This window comes from Streptomyces chisholmiae, assembly GCF_031845445.1.
Lineage (GTDB): Bacteria > Actinomycetota > Actinomycetes > Streptomycetales > Streptomycetaceae > Streptomyces > Streptomyces chisholmiae.
Genome location: NZ_JAVREO010000001.1, coordinates 62,758 through 82,847, shown reverse-complemented (window position 1 = coordinate 82,847; position 20,090 = coordinate 62,758). Strand labels below are relative to the sequence as shown.

The 20,090-nt window shown below is 74.7% G+C and carries 13 protein-coding genes; 6 read left to right on the top strand and 7 right to left on the bottom strand.

Annotation, left to right across the window (positions count from 1 at the left end):
• Nucleotides 1–44: 44 nt before the first annotated feature.
• Nucleotides 45–2,288 carry a 3-hydroxyacyl-CoA dehydrogenase NAD-binding domain-containing protein gene (locus RM844_RS00305; RefSeq protein ID WP_311663272.1) on the top strand — a complete coding sequence of 748 codons (2,244 nt, stop codon included), beginning with the start codon at nucleotides 45–47 and terminating at the stop codon, nucleotides 2,286–2,288.
• Nucleotides 2,289–3,274: 986 nt separating this feature from the next.
• Here RM844_RS00305 and glgX read toward each other — a convergent pair.
• On the bottom strand, nucleotides 3,275–5,557 hold the full coding sequence (gene glgX, locus RM844_RS00300) for a glycogen debranching protein GlgX (protein WP_394814376.1): 2,283 nt from the start codon (nucleotides 5,555–5,557) through the stop codon (nucleotides 3,275–3,277).
• Nucleotides 5,558–5,812: 255 nt separating this feature from the next.
• Here glgX and RM844_RS00295 point away from each other — a divergent pair, with 255 nt between their 5' ends.
• The 3 genes from RM844_RS00295 to RM844_RS00285 all read left to right on the top strand — a co-directional run bounded on the left by RM844_RS00295 (nucleotide 5,813) and on the right by RM844_RS00285 (nucleotide 8,507).
• Nucleotides 5,813–6,958, top strand: coding sequence for a L,D-transpeptidase (locus RM844_RS00295; RefSeq protein WP_394814403.1), 1,146 nt, complete (start codon nucleotides 5,813–5,815; stop codon nucleotides 6,956–6,958).
• A gap of 55 nt (nucleotides 6,959–7,013) precedes the next feature.
• Complete coding sequence (locus RM844_RS00290; RefSeq protein ID WP_311663266.1) at nucleotides 7,014–7,826, top strand: enoyl-CoA hydratase/isomerase family protein; 813 nt, start codon at nucleotides 7,014–7,016, stop codon at nucleotides 7,824–7,826.
• A gap of 81 nt (nucleotides 7,827–7,907) precedes the next feature.
• On the top strand, nucleotides 7,908–8,507 hold the full coding sequence (locus tag RM844_RS00285; RefSeq protein ID WP_311663264.1) for an ATP-binding protein: 600 nt from the start codon (nucleotides 7,908–7,910) through the stop codon (nucleotides 8,505–8,507).
• 47 nt (nucleotides 8,508–8,554) lie between these two features.
• Here the strand turns inward: RM844_RS00285 and RM844_RS00280 are convergent, their stop codons facing one another.
• A complete protein-coding gene (locus tag RM844_RS00280; RefSeq protein ID WP_311663262.1) occupies nucleotides 8,555–8,863 on the bottom strand; it encodes a hypothetical protein in 309 nt (102 codons plus the stop codon).
• Nucleotides 8,864–8,999: 136 nt separating this feature from the next.
• Here RM844_RS00280 and RM844_RS00275 point away from each other — a divergent pair, with 136 nt between their 5' ends.
• Together RM844_RS00275 and RM844_RS00270 are read left to right on the top strand one after the other, a co-directional pair.
• A complete protein-coding gene (locus tag RM844_RS00275) occupies nucleotides 9,000–10,889 on the top strand; it encodes an ABC transporter ATP-binding protein (protein WP_311663260.1) in 1,890 nt (629 codons plus the stop codon).
• Between the two features lie 12 nt (nucleotides 10,890–10,901).
• Nucleotides 10,902–12,818 carry an ABC transporter ATP-binding protein gene (locus tag RM844_RS00270; protein WP_311663258.1) on the top strand — a complete coding sequence of 639 codons (1,917 nt, stop codon included), beginning with the start codon at nucleotides 10,902–10,904 and terminating at the stop codon, nucleotides 12,816–12,818.
• A 54-nt stretch (nucleotides 12,819–12,872) separates the two neighbouring features.
• On the opposite strand, the gene glgP is transcribed toward RM844_RS00270, so the two are convergent.
• From glgP to RM844_RS00245, 5 genes are all read right to left on the bottom strand, one after another.
• Nucleotides 12,873–15,449, bottom strand: coding sequence for an alpha-glucan family phosphorylase (gene glgP / locus RM844_RS00265; RefSeq protein ID WP_311663256.1), 2,577 nt, complete (start codon nucleotides 15,447–15,449; stop codon nucleotides 12,873–12,875).
• A gap of 259 nt (nucleotides 15,450–15,708) precedes the next feature.
• A complete protein-coding gene (locus tag RM844_RS00260) occupies nucleotides 15,709–16,932 on the bottom strand; it encodes an ABC transporter ATP-binding protein (RefSeq protein WP_311663254.1) in 1,224 nt (407 codons plus the stop codon).
• Nucleotides 16,929–18,077, bottom strand: coding sequence for an ABC transporter ATP-binding protein (locus RM844_RS00255; protein ID WP_311663252.1), 1,149 nt, complete (start codon nucleotides 18,075–18,077; stop codon nucleotides 16,929–16,931). Before RM844_RS00255 ends, RM844_RS00260 begins: the two co-directional genes overlap by 4 nt.
• A gap of 4 nt (nucleotides 18,078–18,081) precedes the next feature.
• Nucleotides 18,082–19,035 carry an ABC transporter permease gene (locus RM844_RS00250; protein ID WP_311663250.1) on the bottom strand — a complete coding sequence of 318 codons (954 nt, stop codon included), beginning with the start codon at nucleotides 19,033–19,035 and terminating at the stop codon, nucleotides 18,082–18,084.
• Nucleotides 19,035–20,039: an ABC transporter permease gene (locus RM844_RS00245; RefSeq protein WP_311663248.1), complete on the bottom strand. Its 1,005-nt coding sequence runs from the start codon at nucleotides 20,037–20,039 to the stop codon at nucleotides 19,035–19,037. Before RM844_RS00245 ends, RM844_RS00250 begins: the two co-directional genes overlap by 1 nt.
• Nucleotides 20,040–20,090: the final 51 nt, after the last annotated feature.

The following is a 20,090-nucleotide window of genomic DNA, read 5'->3' as shown; positions in this document are numbered from 1 at the left end:
GCCGTCCGTCACGGTCGTCCCTGGTTGTCGAGGAGAGAGCCCCCATGTCCACCACCCCGCCCGCCCCCGCCACCCCGCCGAGCCCCGGGGAGTCCGCGCAGCCGGCGTCCGTCACCGAGCCGGCGCGGGACACCGTCCGGCTGGAGCGGGACGCCGACGGGATCGTCACGCTGGTCCTGGACGATCCGATGCAGTCGGCGAACACCATGAACGCGGCGTTCATCGACTCCTTCGAGCGCGCCGTCGACCAGTTGGTGGCCGACCGTGACCGAATTCGGGGCGTGGTGGTCACCTCCGCCAAGGCGACGTTCTTCGCCGGCGGCGACCTCAACGAGCTGCTCGCCGCCACCCCCGACCAGGCGGCCGACGTGTTCGAGCGGAGCCTGCGGGTGAAGCGCGCCCTGCGCGCCCTGGAGACGCTGGGCCGCCCGGTGGTGGCCGCGCTGAACGGCACCGCGCTCGGCGGCGGCCTGGAGATCGCGCTGGCCTGCCACCACCGGATCGCGCTGGACGCGCCCAAGGCCAGGTTCGGCCTGCCCGAGGTGACCCTGGGCCTGCTGCCCGGCGGCGGCGGGGTGGTGCGCGCGGTGCGGCTGCTGGGCGTCACGGACGCGCTGGTGAAGGTGCTGCTGGAGGGGCGCAGGTACCGGGTGCGGGCGGCCGAGGAGCTGGGCCTGCTCGACGGGGTCGCCGCCGACCAGGCCGAACTGCTCGCCAGGGCCAGGGCGTTCATCGAGGCCAATCCGGAGGCGACGCAGCCGTGGGACGCCCCCGGCTACCGGATGCCGGGCGGCACCCCGAGCCACCCGAAGCTCGCCGCCCAGCTGCCCGCCTTCCCGGCCCGGCTGCGCCAGCGGCTGGGCGGCGCGCCCTACCCGGCGCCGCGCAACATCCTGGCGGCGGCCGTGGAGGGCGCCCAGGTGGACGTGGAGACGGCGGCGGTGATCGAGGCCCGCTACTTCACGGAGTTGGTGGTCGGCCAGACCGCCAAGAACATGATCCAGGCGTTCTTCTTCGATATGCGGACGGTCAACTCCGGCCGCAGTCGGCCGCAGGGCGAGCCGGCGCGGACCGTGCGGCGGGTGGCGGTGCTGGGCGCCGGCATGATGGGCGCCGGCATCGCCCACGCCTGCGCCAGCGCCGGCTTCGAGGTGGTGCTCAAGGACGTGTCGGCCGAGGCGGCCGAGCGCGGGCTCGCGACGGTGCGCGGGACGCTGGACCGGGCGGTGCGGCGCGGCCGGCTCACCGAGGAGGCCCAGCGGGCGACGCTGGCCCGGATCACCCCGACCGCCGAGGTGGCGGGGGTGGCCGGCTGCGACGTGGTGATCGAGGCGGTCTTCGAGGACCCGGCGCTCAAGCGCGAGGTCTTCCAGGAGGTGCAGGACGTGGTGGCGCCGGACGCGCTGCTCTGTTCCAACACCTCGACGCTGCCCATCGGTCAGCTGGCCGAGGGGGTGCGCCGGCCCGAGGACTTCGTCGGGCTGCACTTCTTCTCCCCGGTGGACCGGATGGCGCTGGTGGAGATCGTGGTCGGCGCGCGCACCGGCGACCCGGCGCTGGCCCGCGCCTTCGACCTGGTGCGGGCGCTCGGCAAGACCCCGATCGTGGTGCGCGACGGGCGGGGCTTCTTCACCTCCCGGGTGATCGGCCACTTCCTCTCCGAGGGCCTGGCCATGGTGGGTGAGGGGATCGCCCCGGCCAGCATCGAACAGGCCGCCGCCCAGGCCGGCTACCCGGCCGGGGTGCTGGCGCTGCTCGACGAGCTGACCCTCACGCTGCCGCGCCGAATCCGGGAGGAGACCCGCCAGGCCGTCGAGGAGGCCGGCGGCGAGTGGCGACCGCACCCGGGGGACGCGGTGCTGGACCGGATGCTGGACGAGTTCGACCGCCGGGGCCGGGCCGCCGGCGCCGGCTTCTACGACTACCGGGACGGTGCCCGCGCCGGCCTCTGGCCGGGGCTGCGCGAGCACTTCGCGGCGCCCGACGACGCGGCGCCGGTGCCCTTCGCCGACCTGGTCGACCGACTGCTGCTGGCGCCGGCGCTGGACGCGGTGCGCTGCCTGGACGAGGGGGTGCTGGCCTCGGTGGCGGACGCCAACGTGGGCTCCCTGCTGGGCATCGGCTTCCCCGCCTGGACCGGCGGGGTGCTCCAGTACCTCAACGGCTTCCCCGGCGGCCCGGCCGGCGCGCTGGCCCGCGCGGAGGAACTGACCACCCGCTACGGCGACCGCTTCACCCCACCCGCCCCCCTCCGCGAACTCGCCACCGGCAACGGCCACTTCGCGTAGCCCCGGCGGCGCCGGAAGGCCAGGCCGGGCCCCCGGGGGCCCGGCCCCCGGGGCGGGGGCACCGCCTGGCCGGAAGGCCCCGGGGCGGGGCCGACAGCGGGCACCCGCCCGGCACGCCGCGCCCGGGGCGCAACCGGCGGGCACACTCGCCCGGCGAGGGCGGAAAGCCCCGAGGCCGGCGCCCGGCCGGAACACCCCCGGCCAGGGCCGACAGCAGGCACCCGCCCGGCACCCCACGCCAGAAGGCACGGCCGGCACCAACGGCCGGCCCCAACCGGCGAGCACACTCGCCCGGCAAAGCCGGAAAGCCCCGAGGCGCGGGCCGGGCCGAGCCCCTCGCCAGCGCGGGCCGAATGGCAGGGCCCCGGTCGGGCCGGCGGCGCGCACCGGACGAGCCGGCACCTCTGGTCCGACCGGCGAAGCCAGGCCCGGGCCGGCACCCAACAACCCACCAACAGGCCAGCGCCCAGCCGACAAAGCCGAGGCGCCCCCCCACCTGCGGACACCCCCGCCCGGCGGAGCCGGAACAGCGAACCGGCGACCGCACCGCGTGCGGCCCTGCCCGGAGTTGGCGAGCCGCCCCGCGGAGCCGGAGGCCCATCCGGAATCCGGCCTGGCAAGCCGGTGATGAGCCCACTGTCCAGGCCGGCGAAGCCGGCCCCGCTCCCTGCCAGCGGGCCGTCGGTAAGCCTTCGGCCCCGGCGAAGCCCCCGGCCGGGGGAGACCGCGTCGCGGTCGCGCCGCGTGCGGCCCGACCCGGGGTCGGTGAGCTGGCCGGCGAAGCCGGAAGGCCCCGGAGCGGGGCCGGCGCCTGGCCGGAAGGCCCCGGGGCGCGGGGCGGCACCCGTGCCCACAGCGCGACCGGCCGGGCCGGCGCCTGGCCGGCGAGGCCGGCCAGCGGCGGGGCCCGGGCCCCGCCCGCGGAGCCGGGCTCGGCCCGGCCCGGCCACCGACGGCCGGCGGATCCCGTCGCCGGCCCCGCCGGGCTACGCGCCGGCGCGTGGGGGCGGGTCGGTGGGTTCGACGCGGAGCAGCAGCACCGAGCGTTCGGGGAGGCGCAGCACCGTGCCGCCCAGGTGGGTGGAGTCGGGGGCGACGTCCTGCCGTTCCCGCGCGGTGTCGAGCAGCAGCCGGTAGACGGAGCCCCAGGGCGGCCCGGGCAACGGGAAGTCCAGCGGCTGGTCGCCGGCGTGCAGCAGCACCAGGAAGCTGACGTCCGTGACCGGGCGCCCCCGCTCGTCCCGCTGCGGGATGTCGCGGCCGGAGAGGTACATCCCCAGGGTGCGGCTGGGCGCGTACCAGTCGTCCTCGGTCATCTCCCGGCCCTCGGCGGTGAACCAGCCCAGGTCCCGCATGCCGGCCGGGGCCTGCCGGCGCCCGGAGAAGAAGGCGCGCCGGCGCAGCACCGGGTGCGCCCGGCGGAGCCGGACCAGCCGCCGGGTCAGGTCGAGCAGCGGGCGCCAGTTCGGGTCGTCGGGCAGCGACCAGTCGAGCCAGCCGATCTCGTTGTCCTGGCAGTAGCCGTTGTTGTTGCCGCCCTGGGTGCGGCCGAACTCGTCGCCTGCCACCAGCATCGGGACGCCGGTGGAGAGCAGCAGCGTGGTCAGCAGGTTGCGGAGCTGCCGGCGGCGCAGCGCGTTGACGGCCGGGTCGTCGGTCTCCCCCTCGGCGCCGCAGTTCCAGGAGCGGTTGTCGTCGGTGCCGTCGCGGTTCTCCTCGCCGTTGGCCTCGTTGTGCTTCCGCTCGTGGGAGACCAGGTCGCGCAGGGTGAAGCCGTCGTGCGCGGTGACGAAGTTGACGGAGGCGTAGGGGCGTCGGCCGCCCCAGGCGTAGAGGTCGCTGGAGCCGGAGAGCCGGTAGCCGAGGTCCCGGACGTCGGGCAGCGCGCCGCGCCAGTAGTCGCGGACGGTGTCCCGGTAGCGGTCGTTCCACTCGGTCCACAGCGGCGGGAAGGCGCCCACCTGGTAGCCGCCGCTGCCCACGTCCCAGGGTTCGGCGATCAGCTTGACCCGGCGCAGCACCGGGTCCTGGGCGATCACCGCGAGGAACGGGGAGAGCATGTCCACGTCGTGGAAGGAGCGGGCCAGCGCGGCGGCCAGGTCGAAGCGGAAGCCGTCGACGCCCATCTCCTGCGTCCAGTAGCGGAGCGAGTCGGTGATCAGCCGCAGCACCTGCGGCTGGACCACGTGCAGGGTGTTCCCGCAGCCGGTGTAGTCGGTGTAGTGGCGCGGGTTCTCGGCGAGGCGGTAGTAGCCGGCGTTGTCGATGCCGCGCAGCGAGAGCGTCGGGCCGCCCTCGCCGCCTTCGGCGGTGTGGTTGTAGACGACGTCCAGGATCACCTCCAGGCCGGCCTGGTGGAGGGCCCGCACCATGTTCTTGAACTCGCCGACCTGCTGACCGCGGGTGCCGGAGGCGCTGTAGGCGGCGTGCGGGGCGAAGTAGCCGACGGAGTTGTAGCCCCAGTAGTTCCGCAGTCCGGCGCGGAGCAGGTGCTCCTCGTGTGCGAACTGGTGGACCGGCAGCAACTCCACGGCGGTGACGCCGAGTCGGACGAGGTGCTCGATGGCGGCCGGGTGGCCGAGGCCGGCGTAGGTGCCGCGCAGCTCGGGCGGGATGTCGGGATGGCGCATGGTGAAGCCGCGCACGTGCAGCTCGTAGATGACGGAGTCCGGCCAGGGGGTCTTGGGCCGGCGGTCGTCGGTCCACGGTTCGGTGTCGTGGACCACCACGCCCTTGGGCACGTGCGGCGCCGAGTCCCGGGGGTCGCGCACGGTGTCGGCCGCCGCCGGGTCCTGGTGGTCGACGGTGTGGCCGTACACCTCGGGCGGCAGCGTGAACTCGCCGTCCACGGCGCGGGCGTAGGGGTCGAGCAGCAGCTTGGCCGGGTTCCAGCGGGCGCCGGCGCACGGGTCCCAGGGGCCGTGTACCCGGTAGCCGTAGCGCTGGCCGGGGCGGACGCCGGGCAGGAAGCCGTGCCAGATCTCGTGGGCCGACTCCGTGAGCGGGTGCCGGCTCTCCCGGCCGGCGTCGTCGAAGAGGCACAGCTCGACGGCGTCGGCGCCGCCGGCCCAGAGGGCGAAGTTGGTGCCCTCGGTGCCGCCGGGGCCGACCCGGAAGCTGGCGCCGAGGGGTTGCGGGTGGCCGGGCCAGACGTCGGTCCTCGGGTGCTCGGCTGCCAGGGACACGGGGTCCTCCTCGTCTCTCCCGGGCGGTGCTGCTCCGGCGCGGCCCGCGGGCCGGCGGCGCGGAGGTGGCCGCCGGATGGCCACTGTCGGGAATGCAGCATTTTGCCACGACTTGCCCGCTGGCCGGGGGGCGACGGCACGGACGGCGCCGGGTCAGCCGGGCGGCACCCCATGGGAGTTGCCGGCCAGGGCCGCGAACTGCGACGGAACGGTGACAATTTCGCGCCCTTTCTCCGCACGCCAGTGTGATTGCCTGACAGTCAGAGGACGTGAGGCGAGAGGAACGGCGTGCGATCGGGGAGTGGGAGACGGCGGGCGTCCACGGGGGTGGGTGCGCTGTTGGGTGTGCTGCTGCTGACGGTGACGGCGTGCAGCGGAAGTGACGGGGCGGAAGAGGAGACCGAGGAGGAGACCCACGCGGCGGTGGCGCTGACCATCGCCCCGGAGGACGGCGCCGAAGGGGTGCCCACCACCGGCGGGTTGGCGGTGAGCGCCGAGGGAGGCACCCTCACCGAGGTGACCGTCGTCGGACCGGAGGACCAGGAGGTCGCCGGCGAGATCACCGAGGAGGGCGACGCCTGGGCGCCCACCGAGGCACTGGCCAACGACGCCGAGTACACGGTGACCGCGGTCGGCGAGAACGCCGCCGGGGAGTCGGAGACCGCGATCGCCGGCTTCACCACGGTGGCGGCCGAGGCGACCTTCTCCAGCTCCTGGAACATCCCGGACGGCTCCGAGGTCGGCGTGGGGATGGAGCTGTCGGTCACCTTCGACACACCCATCGCCAACACCGCCGAGGTGCGGGACGCGATCCGGATCACCACCGACCCGCCCGTCGAGGTGCGCGGGCACTGGTTCGGCGAACAGCGGGTCGACTTCCGGCCCGAGGAGTACTGGGCGCCCGGCACCGAGGTCGAGGTCAGCTTCCGGATCCGGGGCGTCGAGGGCGCCGACGGCGTCTTCGGCACGCTGCGCGAGGACATCTCCTTCACCGTGGGCCGCAGCCAGGTCACCACCGTGGACGCCGCCGCGCACACCATGGAGGTGGTCAGGGACGGGGAGAACCTCCGCACCGTGCCGATCACCGCCGGCGCCCCGGGCACCGAGACCTGGAACGGGAAGATGGTGATCACCGAGAAGTTCCGGGAGACCCGGATGGACGGGGCCACCGTCGGCTTCGGCGGCGAGTACGACATCCCGGACGTGCCGCACGCCATGCGGCTGTCCACCTCCGGCACCTTCGTACACGGCAACTACTGGGCGTCCTCCGGCACCTTCGGCAGCGCCAACGTCAGCCACGGCTGCGTCGGCCTGGCGGACGTCCAGGGCGCCGGCGACCCGAACACGGACGCCGCCTGGTTCTACGAGAACTCGATGATCGGCGACGTGGTCGAGGTGATCAACTCCGAGGACGACGTGATCGCGCCGGACAACGGGATCAACGGCTGGAACATGGACTGGGCCGACTGGGGCGCCGGTCAGTGACCAACCGGCGGCGGGGCGGTGAACGAGCGCTCACCGCCCCGCTACGCTGGGCCGTATGACGGTACATCTGGACGTGGCGGACGGGGTCGGCACCCTGCGGCTGGACCGTCCGCCGCTCAACGCGCTGGACACCGCCCTCCAGGACGAACTCCGCGCCCTGGCCACCGAGATCGCAGGCCGGGACGACATCCGCGCCCTGGTGCTCACCGGCACCGGCCGGGCCTTCGCCGCCGGCGCCGACGTCAAGGAGATGCGGGCGATGGACCAGGCGGCGATGATCGCCCGGGCCCGCGACCTCCAGGACTCCTTCACCGCGGTGGCCCAGCTGCCGCAGCCCGTGGTGGCCGCCGTGCACGGCTACGCGCTCGGCGGCGGGCTGGAGTTGGCCCTCACCGCCGACGTGCGCTTCGCCGCCGAGGACACCCGGCTCGGACAGCCGGAGATCCTCCTCGGGCTGATCCCGGGAGCCGGCGGCACCCAGCGGCTGCCCCGGCTGATCGGCCCGTCCCGCGCCAAGGACCTGATCTTCACCGGCCGCCAGCTGACCGCGGCCGAGGCGCTGGCCATCGGGCTGGTGGACCGGGTGCTGCCGGCCGACGAGCTGCTGACCGAGGCGCACGCCTGGGCCGCCCGGCTGGCCGCGGGGCCGGCCACCGCGCTGCGCGCCGCCAAGGAGGCGGTGGACCGCGGCCTGGAGACCGGCCTGGAGACCGGGCTCGCCATCGAACGCACCTGGTTCGCCAGCCTGTTCGCCACCGCGGACCGGGCCGAGGGGATGCGCTCCTTCGTCGAGGACGGGCCGGGCCGGGCGCGCTTCCGGCGCCCGGCCGCCGAACCGCCGGCCGCCCCACCGGCCGAGGCGCCGTAGCCGGCGCCAACCCCCCGCGCCCGGGCGGCAGTTCCCCCGAAACGGCCCGCGCACCGCGCCGGCGCCGCCATGATGGAGCACATGGCTGCACCGGCGAACGTCCCCACGAGCGAATGCGAGAAGACCGACCTCGGAAGGGCCGCCGCCCCGCACGGCCATCCCCAGGACCAGCCGCACGGCGCACACCAACCGGGACAGCAACCGGGCCACCAGCCGGGGCACCCACCGAAACAGCAGCAGGGCCGGCCGCTCCGGCGGGAGCAGCCCGGCCAGTGGCCGGTGACCGACGACCCCTCGCTCGCCGAGGTGCGGCTGCCCTCCGAGCCGGCGTCCGCCGGCCGGGCCCGTCGGCTCACCCGTCAGCAGCTCTCCGCCCGCTGGCTGCTGCCCGACGAGCTGACCGAGAACGCCGTGCTGCTCGTCTCCGAGCTGGTCGGGAACGCCGTCCAGCACGCGGGGGCCGCCCAGTTCGGACTGCGCATCAGGCGCCGCAGGGGCTGGGTGCGGGTCGAGGTCAGCGACCCGTCCCGGGCGCTGCCGGCGCTGCTGCCGGTGCGCGAGATGGAGGTGATCAGCGGGCGCGGCCTGTTCCTCGTGGACACCCTGGCCGACCGCTGGGGCGTGGACCTGCTGGCGCACGGCAAGTCCACCTGGTTCGAGATGCGCGTCCCGCACCGCTGACCCCACCGCTGACCGCCCCCTCGTCCCAGCCGCCGCCCCGCCGCGCCCTAGCGGCCGGGCCGGCGGCGGGTGCTGGCCCGGCGGCGGCGGTCGTTGCACAGCAGGCAGCGGCCCCAGCCGGGCGGCAGCGGGTCCTCCGGATCGCCGTAGAGCGGATCGACCGCCCCCCTGGGATGCTCCCGGCAGCCCGTCTCCCCCGGCCCGTCGCTCATCGTCTGCGCCGCGGCCAGCGCCCGACGCAGCGCGTCGACCAGCACCTCGGCCTGCTCACCGGCCGGCGGCTCCTGGTCGAAGGCGACGTCGGAGGCCGTGCGCAGCGCCGCCTGCAACTCGCGCAGCTCACCCTGTTGACTCATGCGGGCCACAGTAGGCGCCGCCACTGACAACGGCCGGCCGCCCCCGCCACCCGGCGGTCGACCAGCGTCTCGGTCCCGGGACCTAGGTCGAAAACCGGGTGGGCGATGTCAGTGCCAGCTCGTAGGCTCGGAAGCGATGTCTGCCTCAGCCTCCGCCCCCGCCCTCCCCGAGTCCGCGCCCCGAAAACGTTCCGTCGTCCGTGCCCTGCTGCGGCTGTGGCCCTATGTCAGACCGGTCAGAGGCCGGGTCTTCGGCGCCGCCGCGGTGGCGGTTGTCGCCGCCTCCATGGGGCTGGTGATGCCCCTGGTGCTGAAGTGGATGGTGGACGGCCCGGTCGCCGACGGCGACACGGCCGGCGTCTGGTGGGGCGGGGCGGTGCTGCTCGTCGTCGGGCTGACCGAGGCCTTCCTCTTCGGCCTCCGCCGCTGGCTGGTGGCCCGGCCGCTGGCCCGCGTCGAGGCGGACATGCGGGGCGCGATCTACCGCCACCTGCAACGGCTGCCGGTCTCCTTCCACGACCGCTGGCCCACCGGCCAGCTGCTCTCCCGGGCCACCGGCGACCTGCAACTGCTGCGCATGTTCCTGGCGTTCGGGCTGACCTTCCTCATCGTCAACAGCGCCACCATCGTGATCGGCTTCGGCGTGCTGCTGGTCCAGGACTGGACGCTGGGCCTGGTGCTGGTCCTGCCGGTGGTGCCGCTGGTGGTGCTCTGCGCCCTCTTCGAGGCGCGGTTCTCCCTGGTGGCCCGCCGGGCGCAGGACCAGATGGGGGATCTGACCACGGTGGTCGAGGAGTCGATCCTCGGCATCCGGATCATCAAGGGCTTCGGCCGGCACCGCAGCCAGGCCCGCGCCTTCCGGGCGCTCTCCGGGGAGCTGCGAGACACCGAGCTGCACAAGGCCAGGCTGCTCTCCCTGATCTGGCTGGTGATCCTGGCGCTGCCGGAGCTGTTCCTGGGCTCCGCGCTGGTGCTGGGCGTCGCCCAGGTCGCCGACAACCAGCTGACCGCCGGCACCCTGGTCGCCTTCATGGCCACGGCGATGGTGCTGCGCTGGCCGGTGGAGTCGATGGGCTTCCTGCTGGCGCTCTGCAACGAGGCGGCCACCGCGACCGACCGGTACTTCGAGGTGCTGGACACCGAGGTGCCGCCGGAGCCGGAGCGGGCGGCGGCCCGGGCCGCCGGCCGCGGCCCCGAGCCGTCGGCCGCCGCGGCCGAGCCGGGCGACGGCATCCGCTTCGAGGACGTCGTCTTCCGCTACCCGGACGCGCCGCCCGACAGCCCGCCGACGCTCGACGGGCTGTCACTGCACGTCCGCACGGGCGAGACGCTGGCCCTGGTCGGCGCGACCGGCAGCGGCAAGACCACGCTGCTGGCGCTGCTGCCCCGGCTGCACGAGGTCACCTCGGGCCGGATCACGCTGGACGGGGTGGACACGGCGACGCTCTCCCGGGCCGAGGTGCGCGCCCTGGTGGCGGTCGCCTTCGAGGAGCCGACGCTGTTCTCCGCGTCCGTCGGGGAGAACGTGCTGATGGGCGCGGCGCGGGCCGACGAGGCCGAGCTGGCCAGGGCGCTGCGGGTCAGCCAGGCCGACGGCTTCGTCCGGGCGCTGCCCGAGGGGTTGGAGACCGAGGTCGGCGAGCAGGGCCTGAGTCTCTCCGGCGGGCAGCGGCAGCGGCTGGCGCTGGCCCGCGCGGTCATCGGCAAGCCCCGCTTCCTGGTGCTGGACGATCCGCTCTCCGCGCTCGACGTGCACACCGAGGCCCGGGTGGAGGCCGCGCTCCGCGAGGTGCTGGTCGGCACCACGGCCCTGGTGGTGGCGCACCGCCCGTCCACGGTCCAGCTGGCCGACCGGGTGGCGCTGCTGACCGAAGGTCGGGTCTCCGCCGTCGGCACCCACGCGGAGCTGCTGCGCGGCAACGCCGAGTACCGCCGGCTGATGACCGGCGAGTCCCAGCTCCGGCAGGCCGCCGGCCAGGAGCCCTCCGCCGGCGGTTCGCTGACCGCCCCCTCCCGATCCTCGTAAGGCGCCCGCCCCATGACCACCACCGTCAACGGCCAGGACACCGACCACCACGACGACGACCGCTCCCGGCCGGGCCCCGAGGCCGGCCGGATCGACCCGACGGAGCCGCCGGAGGCGCTGGAGCCCGCCGACGCGGCCGGCGATCCGTACGCCAGCGACGAGCTGCCCTCCCCCGCCGGCGCCTCCCGTGAGCTGCTGCTCTCGCTACTGCGCCCGCACTGGGCCCGGGTGGCGCTGGCCGCGGTGCTGCTGCTGGCCCAGCAGGCGGCGGTGCAGGCCGTGCCGCTGCTGGTGGCCTTCGCCATCGACCGGGGCGTGCCGGCGCTCCGCGAGGACGACAACGGGCCGCTGATCGCGGTGGCCGTGGCGTACCTGCTGTGCGCGCTGGGCGCCGGGGTGTTCCAGTCGTTCTTCATCCGGGTCTCCGCCCGGGTCAACCAGAACGTGCTGCTGGAGCTGCGGGGCCGGATCTACCGGCACGCGCAGGCGCTCAGCCTCGACTTCCACGACCGGTACACCTCGGGCCGGCTGATCTCCCGCTCCACCAGCGACGTGCAGTCGCTGCGCGAGCTGCTCAACGAGGGCCTCCAGGAGATGCTGCTGATCCTGGTCTCCCTCACCTACATCGGTGGCCTGCTGTTCTACCTGGACGTGGGGCTCGGTGCCGCCGCCGTGGTGTCGTTCGTGCCGCTGAGCCTGCTGGTGCGCAGCTACCGGCGGCGCTCGGCGGAGCGGTTCACCGCCCGGTCCTCGGCGATCGCCGCGGTCATCGTGAAGTTCACCGAGACGGTCAACGGCATCCGCCCGGTGCAGGCGTTCCGCCGGGAGCGGGCCAACGACGAGGCCTTCGACCGGCTGAACCGCCGGCACGAGCGGATCAACGGCGACACCATCCTGGAGATGGCCAGGTTCGTGGTGCTCAGCCGGCTGGTCGCGGCCGTCGCGGTGGCGGGCATCGTGCTGTGGGGGGCGCAGCGGGTGCGGGCCGGCGAGCTGGAGCTGGGGGCGCTGGCCGCCGGCGCGCTCTACATCCGGCGGCTCTACGACCCGCTGGACCGGTTCGCCATGCTGCTCAACAGCTACCAGTCGGCGGTGGCCTCGCTGCACAAGATCTCCGGGCTGCTGGCCCAGCGGCCGGACGTGCCCGAGCCGGACGAGCCGGCGGCGCTGCCGGAGCGGCCGGCGGGCCGGCCGGGGCGCGAGGTGGTCTTCGACGACGTGCGGTTCGCCTACCGCACCGGCGGGGACGTGCTGCCGCGCTTCCGGCTGACGCTGGCCAGCGGCGAGACGACGGCGCTGGTCGGCGCGACGGGCGCCGGCAAGTCGACGCTGGCCAAGCTGCTGGCCAGGTTCTACGACCCGACGGACGGCCGGGTGCTGCTGGACGGCACGGACCTGCGGCGACTGAGCCTGACGGAGCTGCGGCGCGGGGTGGTGATGGTGACCCAGGAGGCGTTCCTGTTCTCCGGCACGGTCGCGGAGAACATCGCGCTGGGCAAGCCGGACGCCAGCCGGGCGGAGATCGAGGCGGCGGCCCGGGCCATCGGGGCGCACGAGTTCATCGTGGAGCTGCCCGACGGCTACGACACGGACGTCCGCAAGCGCGGCGGCCGGATCTCGGCCGGGCAGCGGCAGTTGGTGGCCTTCGCCCGGGTGCTGCTGGCCGACCCGGCGGTGGTGATCCTGGACGAGGCGACGTCCTCGCTGGACATCCCGGGCGAGCGGGCGGTGCAGGACGCCATGGTCACGGTCCTGCGGGACCGGACGGCGCTGGTGATCGCGCACCGCCTGTCCACGGTGGAGATCGCCGACCGGGTGCTGGTGATGGAGGACGGCCGGGTGGTGGAGGACGGCGCGCCCGCCGAGCTGGTCGCCGGCACCGGCCGCTTCTCCGACCTGCACCGCGCCTGGCGCGAGTCGCTGGCCTGACCGCCCGGGACCCGGCGCCCGCCGAGGCGGGGGCCGGGTCCGGGGCGGGGGCGGTCAGCCCGGCAGGGCCGCGTCGCCGGCGACGGCGAGCAGGCCCAGCTCGGCGCGGGAGGCGAGCAGCGGGTGCGCCGGCAGGACCCGCACGGTGTAGCCGAACGGGCCCGGCCGGCTCAGGGTCAGCTCGCCCTCGAAGGTCCACCGCCCCGCCAGGTCGGCCCCGCCGACCGCCTTCAGCGGCACGCACTGCGGCTCGGCGAGGGTGTCGTCGCCGTTCACCCGGCCGGTGACGGCCTGCACCTCGACCGCGGCCGGCTCCAGCCCGCCGAGCGCCACCCGCACCCGCAGCGAGACCGAACCGCCCAGCGTGGGCGGCTCGTTGCCGGGCTCCACGTGCTCCACCGAGACGCCGGGCCAGGCCCGGGTGACCCGTTCGGCGAAGGCCGCCAGCTCGCCGGCCGCCTCGGCGGTCATCGCCCGGTGCGCGGCGGCGGCCGGGCCGTAGTAGTCGGTGATGTACTCGCGCAGCATCCGCTCGGCCCGCACCCGGGGGGCGAGCCGGTCCAGCGTCGCCCGCACCATCTCCAGCCACCGGCCGGGCAGCCCGGCGCCGTTGACGCCCCGGTCGTAGAAGCAGGGCGCCACCTGCTGCTCCAGCAGGGTGTAGAGGGCGGCGGCCTCGATGGCGTCCCGGCGTTCGGGCTCGGCGGCGGCGACCCCGTCGGCGGTGGGGATCTCCCAGCCGAAGTCCGGATCGAACCACTCGTCCCACCAGCCGTCCCGCACCGACAGGTTGAGGCAGCCGTTGAGCGCGGCCTTCATCCCGGAGGTGCCGCACGCCTCCAGCGGTCGCAGCGGGTTGTTGAGCCAGACGTCGCAGCCGGCGTAGAGCGAGCGGGCCATGCCCATGCCGTAGTCGGGCAGGAAGACGATCCGGTGACGGACCTCCGGGTCGTCGGCGAACCGCAGCAGCTCCTGGATCAGCCGCTTGCCCCCGTCGTCCGCCGGGTGGGCCTTGCCGGCGACCACGATCTGCACCGGGCGCCGCGGGTGCAGCAGCAGCGCCTTGAGCCGGTCCTGGTCCTGGAGCATCAGCGTGAGCCGCTTGTAGGAGGGGACCCGGCGGGCGAAGCCCAGGGTGAGCACCTCCGGGTCGAAGACCTCGTCCACCCAACCCAGCTCGGCCTGGCCGGCGCCACGCTGCCGCCAGGAGGCGCGCAGCCGGGCGCGCACGTCGTGCACCAGCTGCTCGCGCAGCGCGCGGCGCAGCTCCCACAGCTCGGTGTCGCCCCGGCCGCCCTCGGCGAGCCGGCGGGTGGCGTCGGCCGTCCAGGTGGGGGCGTGCACTCCGTTGGTGACGGAGCCGATGGGCGCCTCGGCCTCGTCGAAGCCGGGCCACAGGCCGGCGAACATGCCCCGGCTGACGTGGCCGTGCAGGGTGGAGACGCCGTTGCAGCGCTGCGCGGTGCGCAGGCCGAGGACAGCCATGTTGAACGGTGGCGGCTCGTCCTCCGCCACCGGCTGGCCGCCCGGCGCGGCCGCGCCCAGCGGCTCCCGGCCGAGGCCGAGCAGCGCCTGGAGATCGACGGTGGCCAGCTCGCCGCCCTCGCCGAAGTGCCGGGCGACCAGCTCCTCGGCGAACCGGTCGATGCCGGCGGGCACCGGGGTGTGGGTGGTGAAGATGGTGCCGGCCCGGACGGCGCGCAGCGCGGCGTCGAAGCCGACGCCGTACTCCCCCAGCTCCCTGATCCGCTCGGGCCCGAGGAAGCCGGCGTGCCCCTCGTTCATGTGGAACACCTCGGGCTCCGGGTGGCCGGTGAGCCGGCAGAAGGCGCGCACCGCCCGCACCCCGCCGATGCCCAGCAGCATCTCCTGGAGCAGCCGGTGCTCGCTGCCGCCGCCGTAGAGCCGGTCGGTGACGTCGCGTTCGGCCGGCCCGTTCTCGGCGACCGAGGAGTCGAGCAGCAGCAGCGGCACCCGGCCGACCTGGACCTGCCAGATCACCGCGGTCATGGCCCGGCCGCCGGGCAGCGCCAGGGTGACCCGGGCGCGGCTGCCGTCCGCCTCCAGCAGCGGGGTCAGCGGCAGCTCGTGGGGGTCGATGACCGGGTAGTGCTCCTGCTGCCAGCCGTCCGGCGAGAGGCTCTGCCGGAAGTAGCCGTGCCGGTAGAGCAGGCCCACGCCGATCAGCGGGACGCCCAGGTCGCTGGCGGCCTTGAGGTGGTCGCCGGCCAGGATGCCGAGGCCCCCCGAGTACTGCGGGAGCGCGGCGGTGATGCCGAACTCCGGGGAGAAGTAGGCGACGGAACGGGGCAGTTCGCCGCCGGTGCGGGCCTCGGCCTGCTGGTACCAGCGGGGTTCGGTGAGGTAGTCCCTGAGGTCCTCGGCGGCCATGCCGAGGCGGCGCACGAAGCCGCGGTCCGCGGCGAGCGCGGCCAGCCGGCCGGCGGTGACGGTGCCCAGCAGCCGCACCGGGTCCTCGCCGCCCGACTGCCAGCTGTCCGGATCGACGGAGCGCAGCAGCTCACGGGTCTCGGGGTGCCAGGACCAGCGCAGGTTGCGCGCCAGTTCCTGGAGGGGTCGCAGGGGCTCGGGAAGGACGGGGCGTACGGAGAAGCGACGGATGGCCTTCACGGCACGACCGTAGCCGGGCCCCGAGGGCGGTAACGGTGGATTCCGGCTGATTCAGCCCGATCACCCCCGACAAACCACCCCCGGGGACCAGCGGGCCGCGCTGGCCGACCGAGCGGCACCGCCGGGGCCGGCGGGTCGCCGGCCCCGGCTGACCGCTCGGGGCCCGGCCGGCTTCGCCCGGCCAAGCGCCGGGGCCGCCGGGGCCGCCGGGGCCGCCCGGCTCGGCCACGCTCGCCGACCCGGGCGGGGCCCGCGGGGCTCAGCCCTTCGACTCCGAGGGCCGCGCCGACTCCCCGGACCCCGGGGGTTCCGCCGGCTCCGCCGCGCCCGCGAGCCGCGCCGACGACTCGGGCGCCGCCGACTCGCCCGGCCCCGCCGACGACTCGGGCGCCGACGACTCGCCCGGCCCCGCCGGCTCGTCGGAGCCGGCGGCCGGCTCGTCCGGTTCCGGCGGCAGGATGCGTTCGGCCAGCTCCCGGACCGGCTGGATGCGGCCGTCGGCGATCTCCGCCGCGTAGTGGCAGGCCACCCGGTGGCCGTCGGCCAGCTCGGTGAGCTGGGGCCGCTCGGTGTCGCACCGCTCCGGCTGCCGCCAGGGGCAGCGGGTGTGGAAGCGGCAGCCGGCCGGCGGGTTGGCCGGCGACGGCAGGTCGCCGCGGAGCAGGATGCGCTCCCGGTTGTCCTCCACCTCCGGGTCGGGCACCGGCACGGCCGACATCAGCGCCCGGGTGTACGGGTGCCGGGGCTCGGCGTAGAGCAGGTCGCTGGGCGCCTCCTCGACGAGCGCGCCCAGGTACATCACGCCGATCACGTCCGAGATGTGCCGGACCACGGCCAGGTCGTGGGCGATCACCAGGTAGGTCAGCCCCAGCTGCTCCTGAAGCTCCTCCAGGAGGTTGATCACCTGGGCCTGGATGGAGACGTCCAGCGCGGAGACCGGCTCGTCACAGATGATCAGGTCCGGCTCCAGGACCAGCGCCCTGGCGATGCCGATGCGCTGCCGCTGCCCGCCGGAGAACTCGTGCGGGTAGCGGGAGAGCGCGTCGGCCGGCAGGCCCACCCGTTCCAGCACCTCGACGATCCGGGCCCGCCGCTCGGTGCGGTCGGCGCCGATGCCGTGCGCCGCCATGCCCTCGGCCAGGATCGACTCGATGTTCTGCCGGGGGTTGAGGCTGCCCAGCGGGTCCTGGAAGACCATCTGGAGCCGGCGCCGGGAGCGGCGCATCTCCTCCTCCGGCAGCGCCGCCAGGTCGGTGCCGTCGAAGACGACCTCGCCCGAGGTGATGTCGGTCAGCCGCAGCACCGCCCGGCCCAGGGTGGTCTTGCCGCAGCCGGACTCGCCGACCAGCCCGTAGGTCTGGCCGGCCTCGACGGACAGCGAGACGCCGTCCACGGCGTAGACGTGGCCGACGGTGCGGTCGAAGAGGACACCGCGGCGGACCGGGAAGTGGACCTTGACGTCGTTCAGTTCCAGCAGGCTCACTCTGCGGTCTCCTCCTTCGGGGTGGCCGCCTCGGCCGAAGCCGCGCCACCGGTCGCACCGGAACCGCCGGTCTCACCGGGGCCGCCGGTCTCACCGGGGCCGCCGGCCGCGCCGACCTCGGCCAGGGTGGCGACCTTCAGCGGCTCGCGCACCGGGTTGACGCAGCGGACCTGGTGGCCGGCCGGCCCCGGCCGCTCAGGGGCCCCGCCCGGGGGCGCCAACGCGTCCAGCGCCGGCGTCCCCTGGAGGCAGTCCATGGTGTAGAAGTCGCAGCGCGGGGCGAACGCGCAGCCCTCGGCCCAGGGGATCTGGTCGTTGATGGAGCCGCGCACCGGGTTCAGCGGCTGGCCACGCGGCGCGTCCAGCCGGGGGATGGAGTTGAGCAGGCCGTGCGCGTACGGGTGGCTCGGCTCGGCGAACAGCGTCCGCCGGTCGGCGGACTCCACCACCTTGCCGGCGTACAGCACGTTGACCTCGTCGCAGAGCCCGGCGACCACCCCCAGGTCGTGGGTGATCATCAGCAGCGCGGTGCCCTGCTCGTCCACCAGCTCCTTGAGCAGTTCCAGGATCTGCGCCTGGATGGTGACGTCCAGCGCGGTGGTCGGCTCGTCGGCGATCAGCAGGCGCGGCGCGCAGGCCACCGCCATGGCGATCAAGGCGCGCTGCCGCATCCCGCCGGAGAGCTGGTGCGGGTACTCCTTGAGCCGGCGGGTCGGGTCCGGGATGCCGACCCGGTCCAGCAGCGCGGCGGCCTCCTTGCGGGCGGCCTGGCCGCGCATCCCCCGGTGCCGGCTGAGGATCTCGGTGACCTGCACGCCGATGGGCACCACCGGGTTCAGCGAGGAGAGCGGGTCCTGGAAGATCATCGCCAGCTGGGTGCCGCGCAGGTCGCGCAGCGCGGACTGGCGCAGCGACAGCAGGTCGGTGCCGCGGAAGTCGGCCCGCCCCTCGACCCGCACCCCCTTGCTGGGCAACAGGCCCATCAGGGCCAGCGAGGTGACGCTCTTGCCGCAGCCCGACTCCCCGACCAGCCCGACCACCTGGCCCTCGTCCACGTCGAAGGAGACGCCGGAGACGGCGGTGGCCGGGCGCTGGCCACGCCCTTGGAAGGTGACCTTCAGTTCGTCCACGGAAAGCAGGGGCATGGGATCAGCTCCGCAGTTTCGGGTCGAGTGCTTCCCGCATGGCCTCACCGAGCAGGGTGAAGCCGAGGGCGGTGATGATGATGCCCAGCGCCGGGCAGAACGCCATCAGCGGTGCCTCGTCGAAGAACCGCTCGGCCTGCGCCAGCATCACGCCCCACTCGGGTTGCGACGCGTCCGGGTTGCCCAGGCCCAGGTAGGACAGGGCGGCGGCCTCGATGATGGCGGTGGCCAGCGCCAGGGTGGACTGCACGATGACCGGGCCCAGCGAGTTGGGCAGCACGTGGCCGAGCACCACGCGCCGCCGGCGCACGCCGAGCGCCCGCGCGGCCAGCACGTAGTCCGCGTTGGCCTGGGAGAGCATCGAGCCGCGCAACAGCCGGGCGAACACCGGGACCTGCACCACACCCACGGCGATCATCACCGTGGTGAGGCTCTGCCCCATCACCGCGGCGATGCTCACCGCCAGCAGCAGCGAGGGCATCGCCAGCATCATGTCGATGAACCGCATCAGCACGGTGTCCAGCCGCTGGCCGGCCCGGCCGCCGAAGGCCAGCGCCGCGCCGGAGATTCCGCCGATCAGCGCGCCGACGGCGAAGCCGAGCACCGTGGCGACGACGCCGACCAGCAGCGTCTGCCGGGCGCCGACCAGCAGCCGGGAGAGCTGGTCGCGGCCCAGGTGGTCCAGGCCGAGCCAGTTCTCGGCGCGCGGGCCGACGAACTCGCCCCGGTTGGTGAAGACCTCGTCCCGCCACAGCTGGGCGGTCGGGTTGTGCGGGGCGATCCACGGGCCGATGATCGCGATGATCACGAAGGCCACCATGATGCAGGCGCCGATCATCGCCATCTTGCTGGTGCGCAGGCGCCGGAACGCCTCCACCCACAGGCTGCCGCCGACCGCGGTCTCCCGCCGCGCGGTGAGCTCGGCCAGCCGGTCGATCTTCTCGGTCTTGGTCGCCATCAGTTCACCCGCACTCTCGGGTCGATCAGGCCGTAGGTGAGATCGACCACCAGGTTGATCAGCACGTAGAGCAGGGCGATGAACAGGATGAAGCCCATCAGCACCGGGTAGTCACGGTCGGAGATGGCCTGCCGGATGAAGCTGCCGATGCCGCCGAAGGAGAACGCGGACTCGGTCAGCACGGCGCCCGACAGCAGGCTGCCGGTGACCAGGCCGACGGTGGTGACCACCGGCAGCAGCGCGTTCCGCAGCACGTGCCGGCCGCGGACCACGCTCTTGCGCAGCCCCTTCGACTCGGCGGTGCGCACGTAGTCCTCGCTGAGCACCTCGAGCACGCTGGCCCGGGTGATCCGGACCACCACGGCCAACGGGATGGAGGCCAGCGCCAGGCCGGGCAGGATCAGGTGCTGGATGGCGTCCCAGGAGGCGTCGAACTCGCCGGTCAACAGCCCGTCGAGGACCGCGAACCCGGTGACGTCGGTGGCGTTGATCCCGGTGGTGAGCCGGCCGCCGCTGGGCAGCCAGCCCAGGTTCACGGCGAAGATCGACCGCAGGATCATGGCCAGGAAGAAGACCGGGACGCAGATCCCCAGCAGCGAGCCGGAGACCGCGGCGACGTCCAGCCAGGTGCCGCGGCGGCGGGCCGCGAAGTAGCCGAGCGGGATGCCGATGACCACGGCGAACAGCAGGGCGGTGAGGCCGAGTTCGACGGTGGCCGGGAAGCGCAGGGTGAACTCCTCCCAGACCGGCTGGCCGGTCTTCACGGAGTTCCCGAGGTCGAGCCGGACGAGCCGGCCGAGCCAACGGCCGTACTGCACCAGCAGGGGCTCATCGAGCCCGAGTTGTTCCTCGATCTGCCGGCGGGAGGCCTCGTCCCCCCGTTCACCGAGCAGCGCCCAGGCGGGACCGCCGGGTAGTCGGTGGATCCAGAGGAACAGCAGAACCGACAGGCCGAACAGCGTGGGTATCAGCTGTAGCAACCTGCGGACGACGAGACGGAGCACCGATGGGCTCCCCTTTCTCTCAGGTCCCAGGGGGAAGACCGCCGCCCGGCC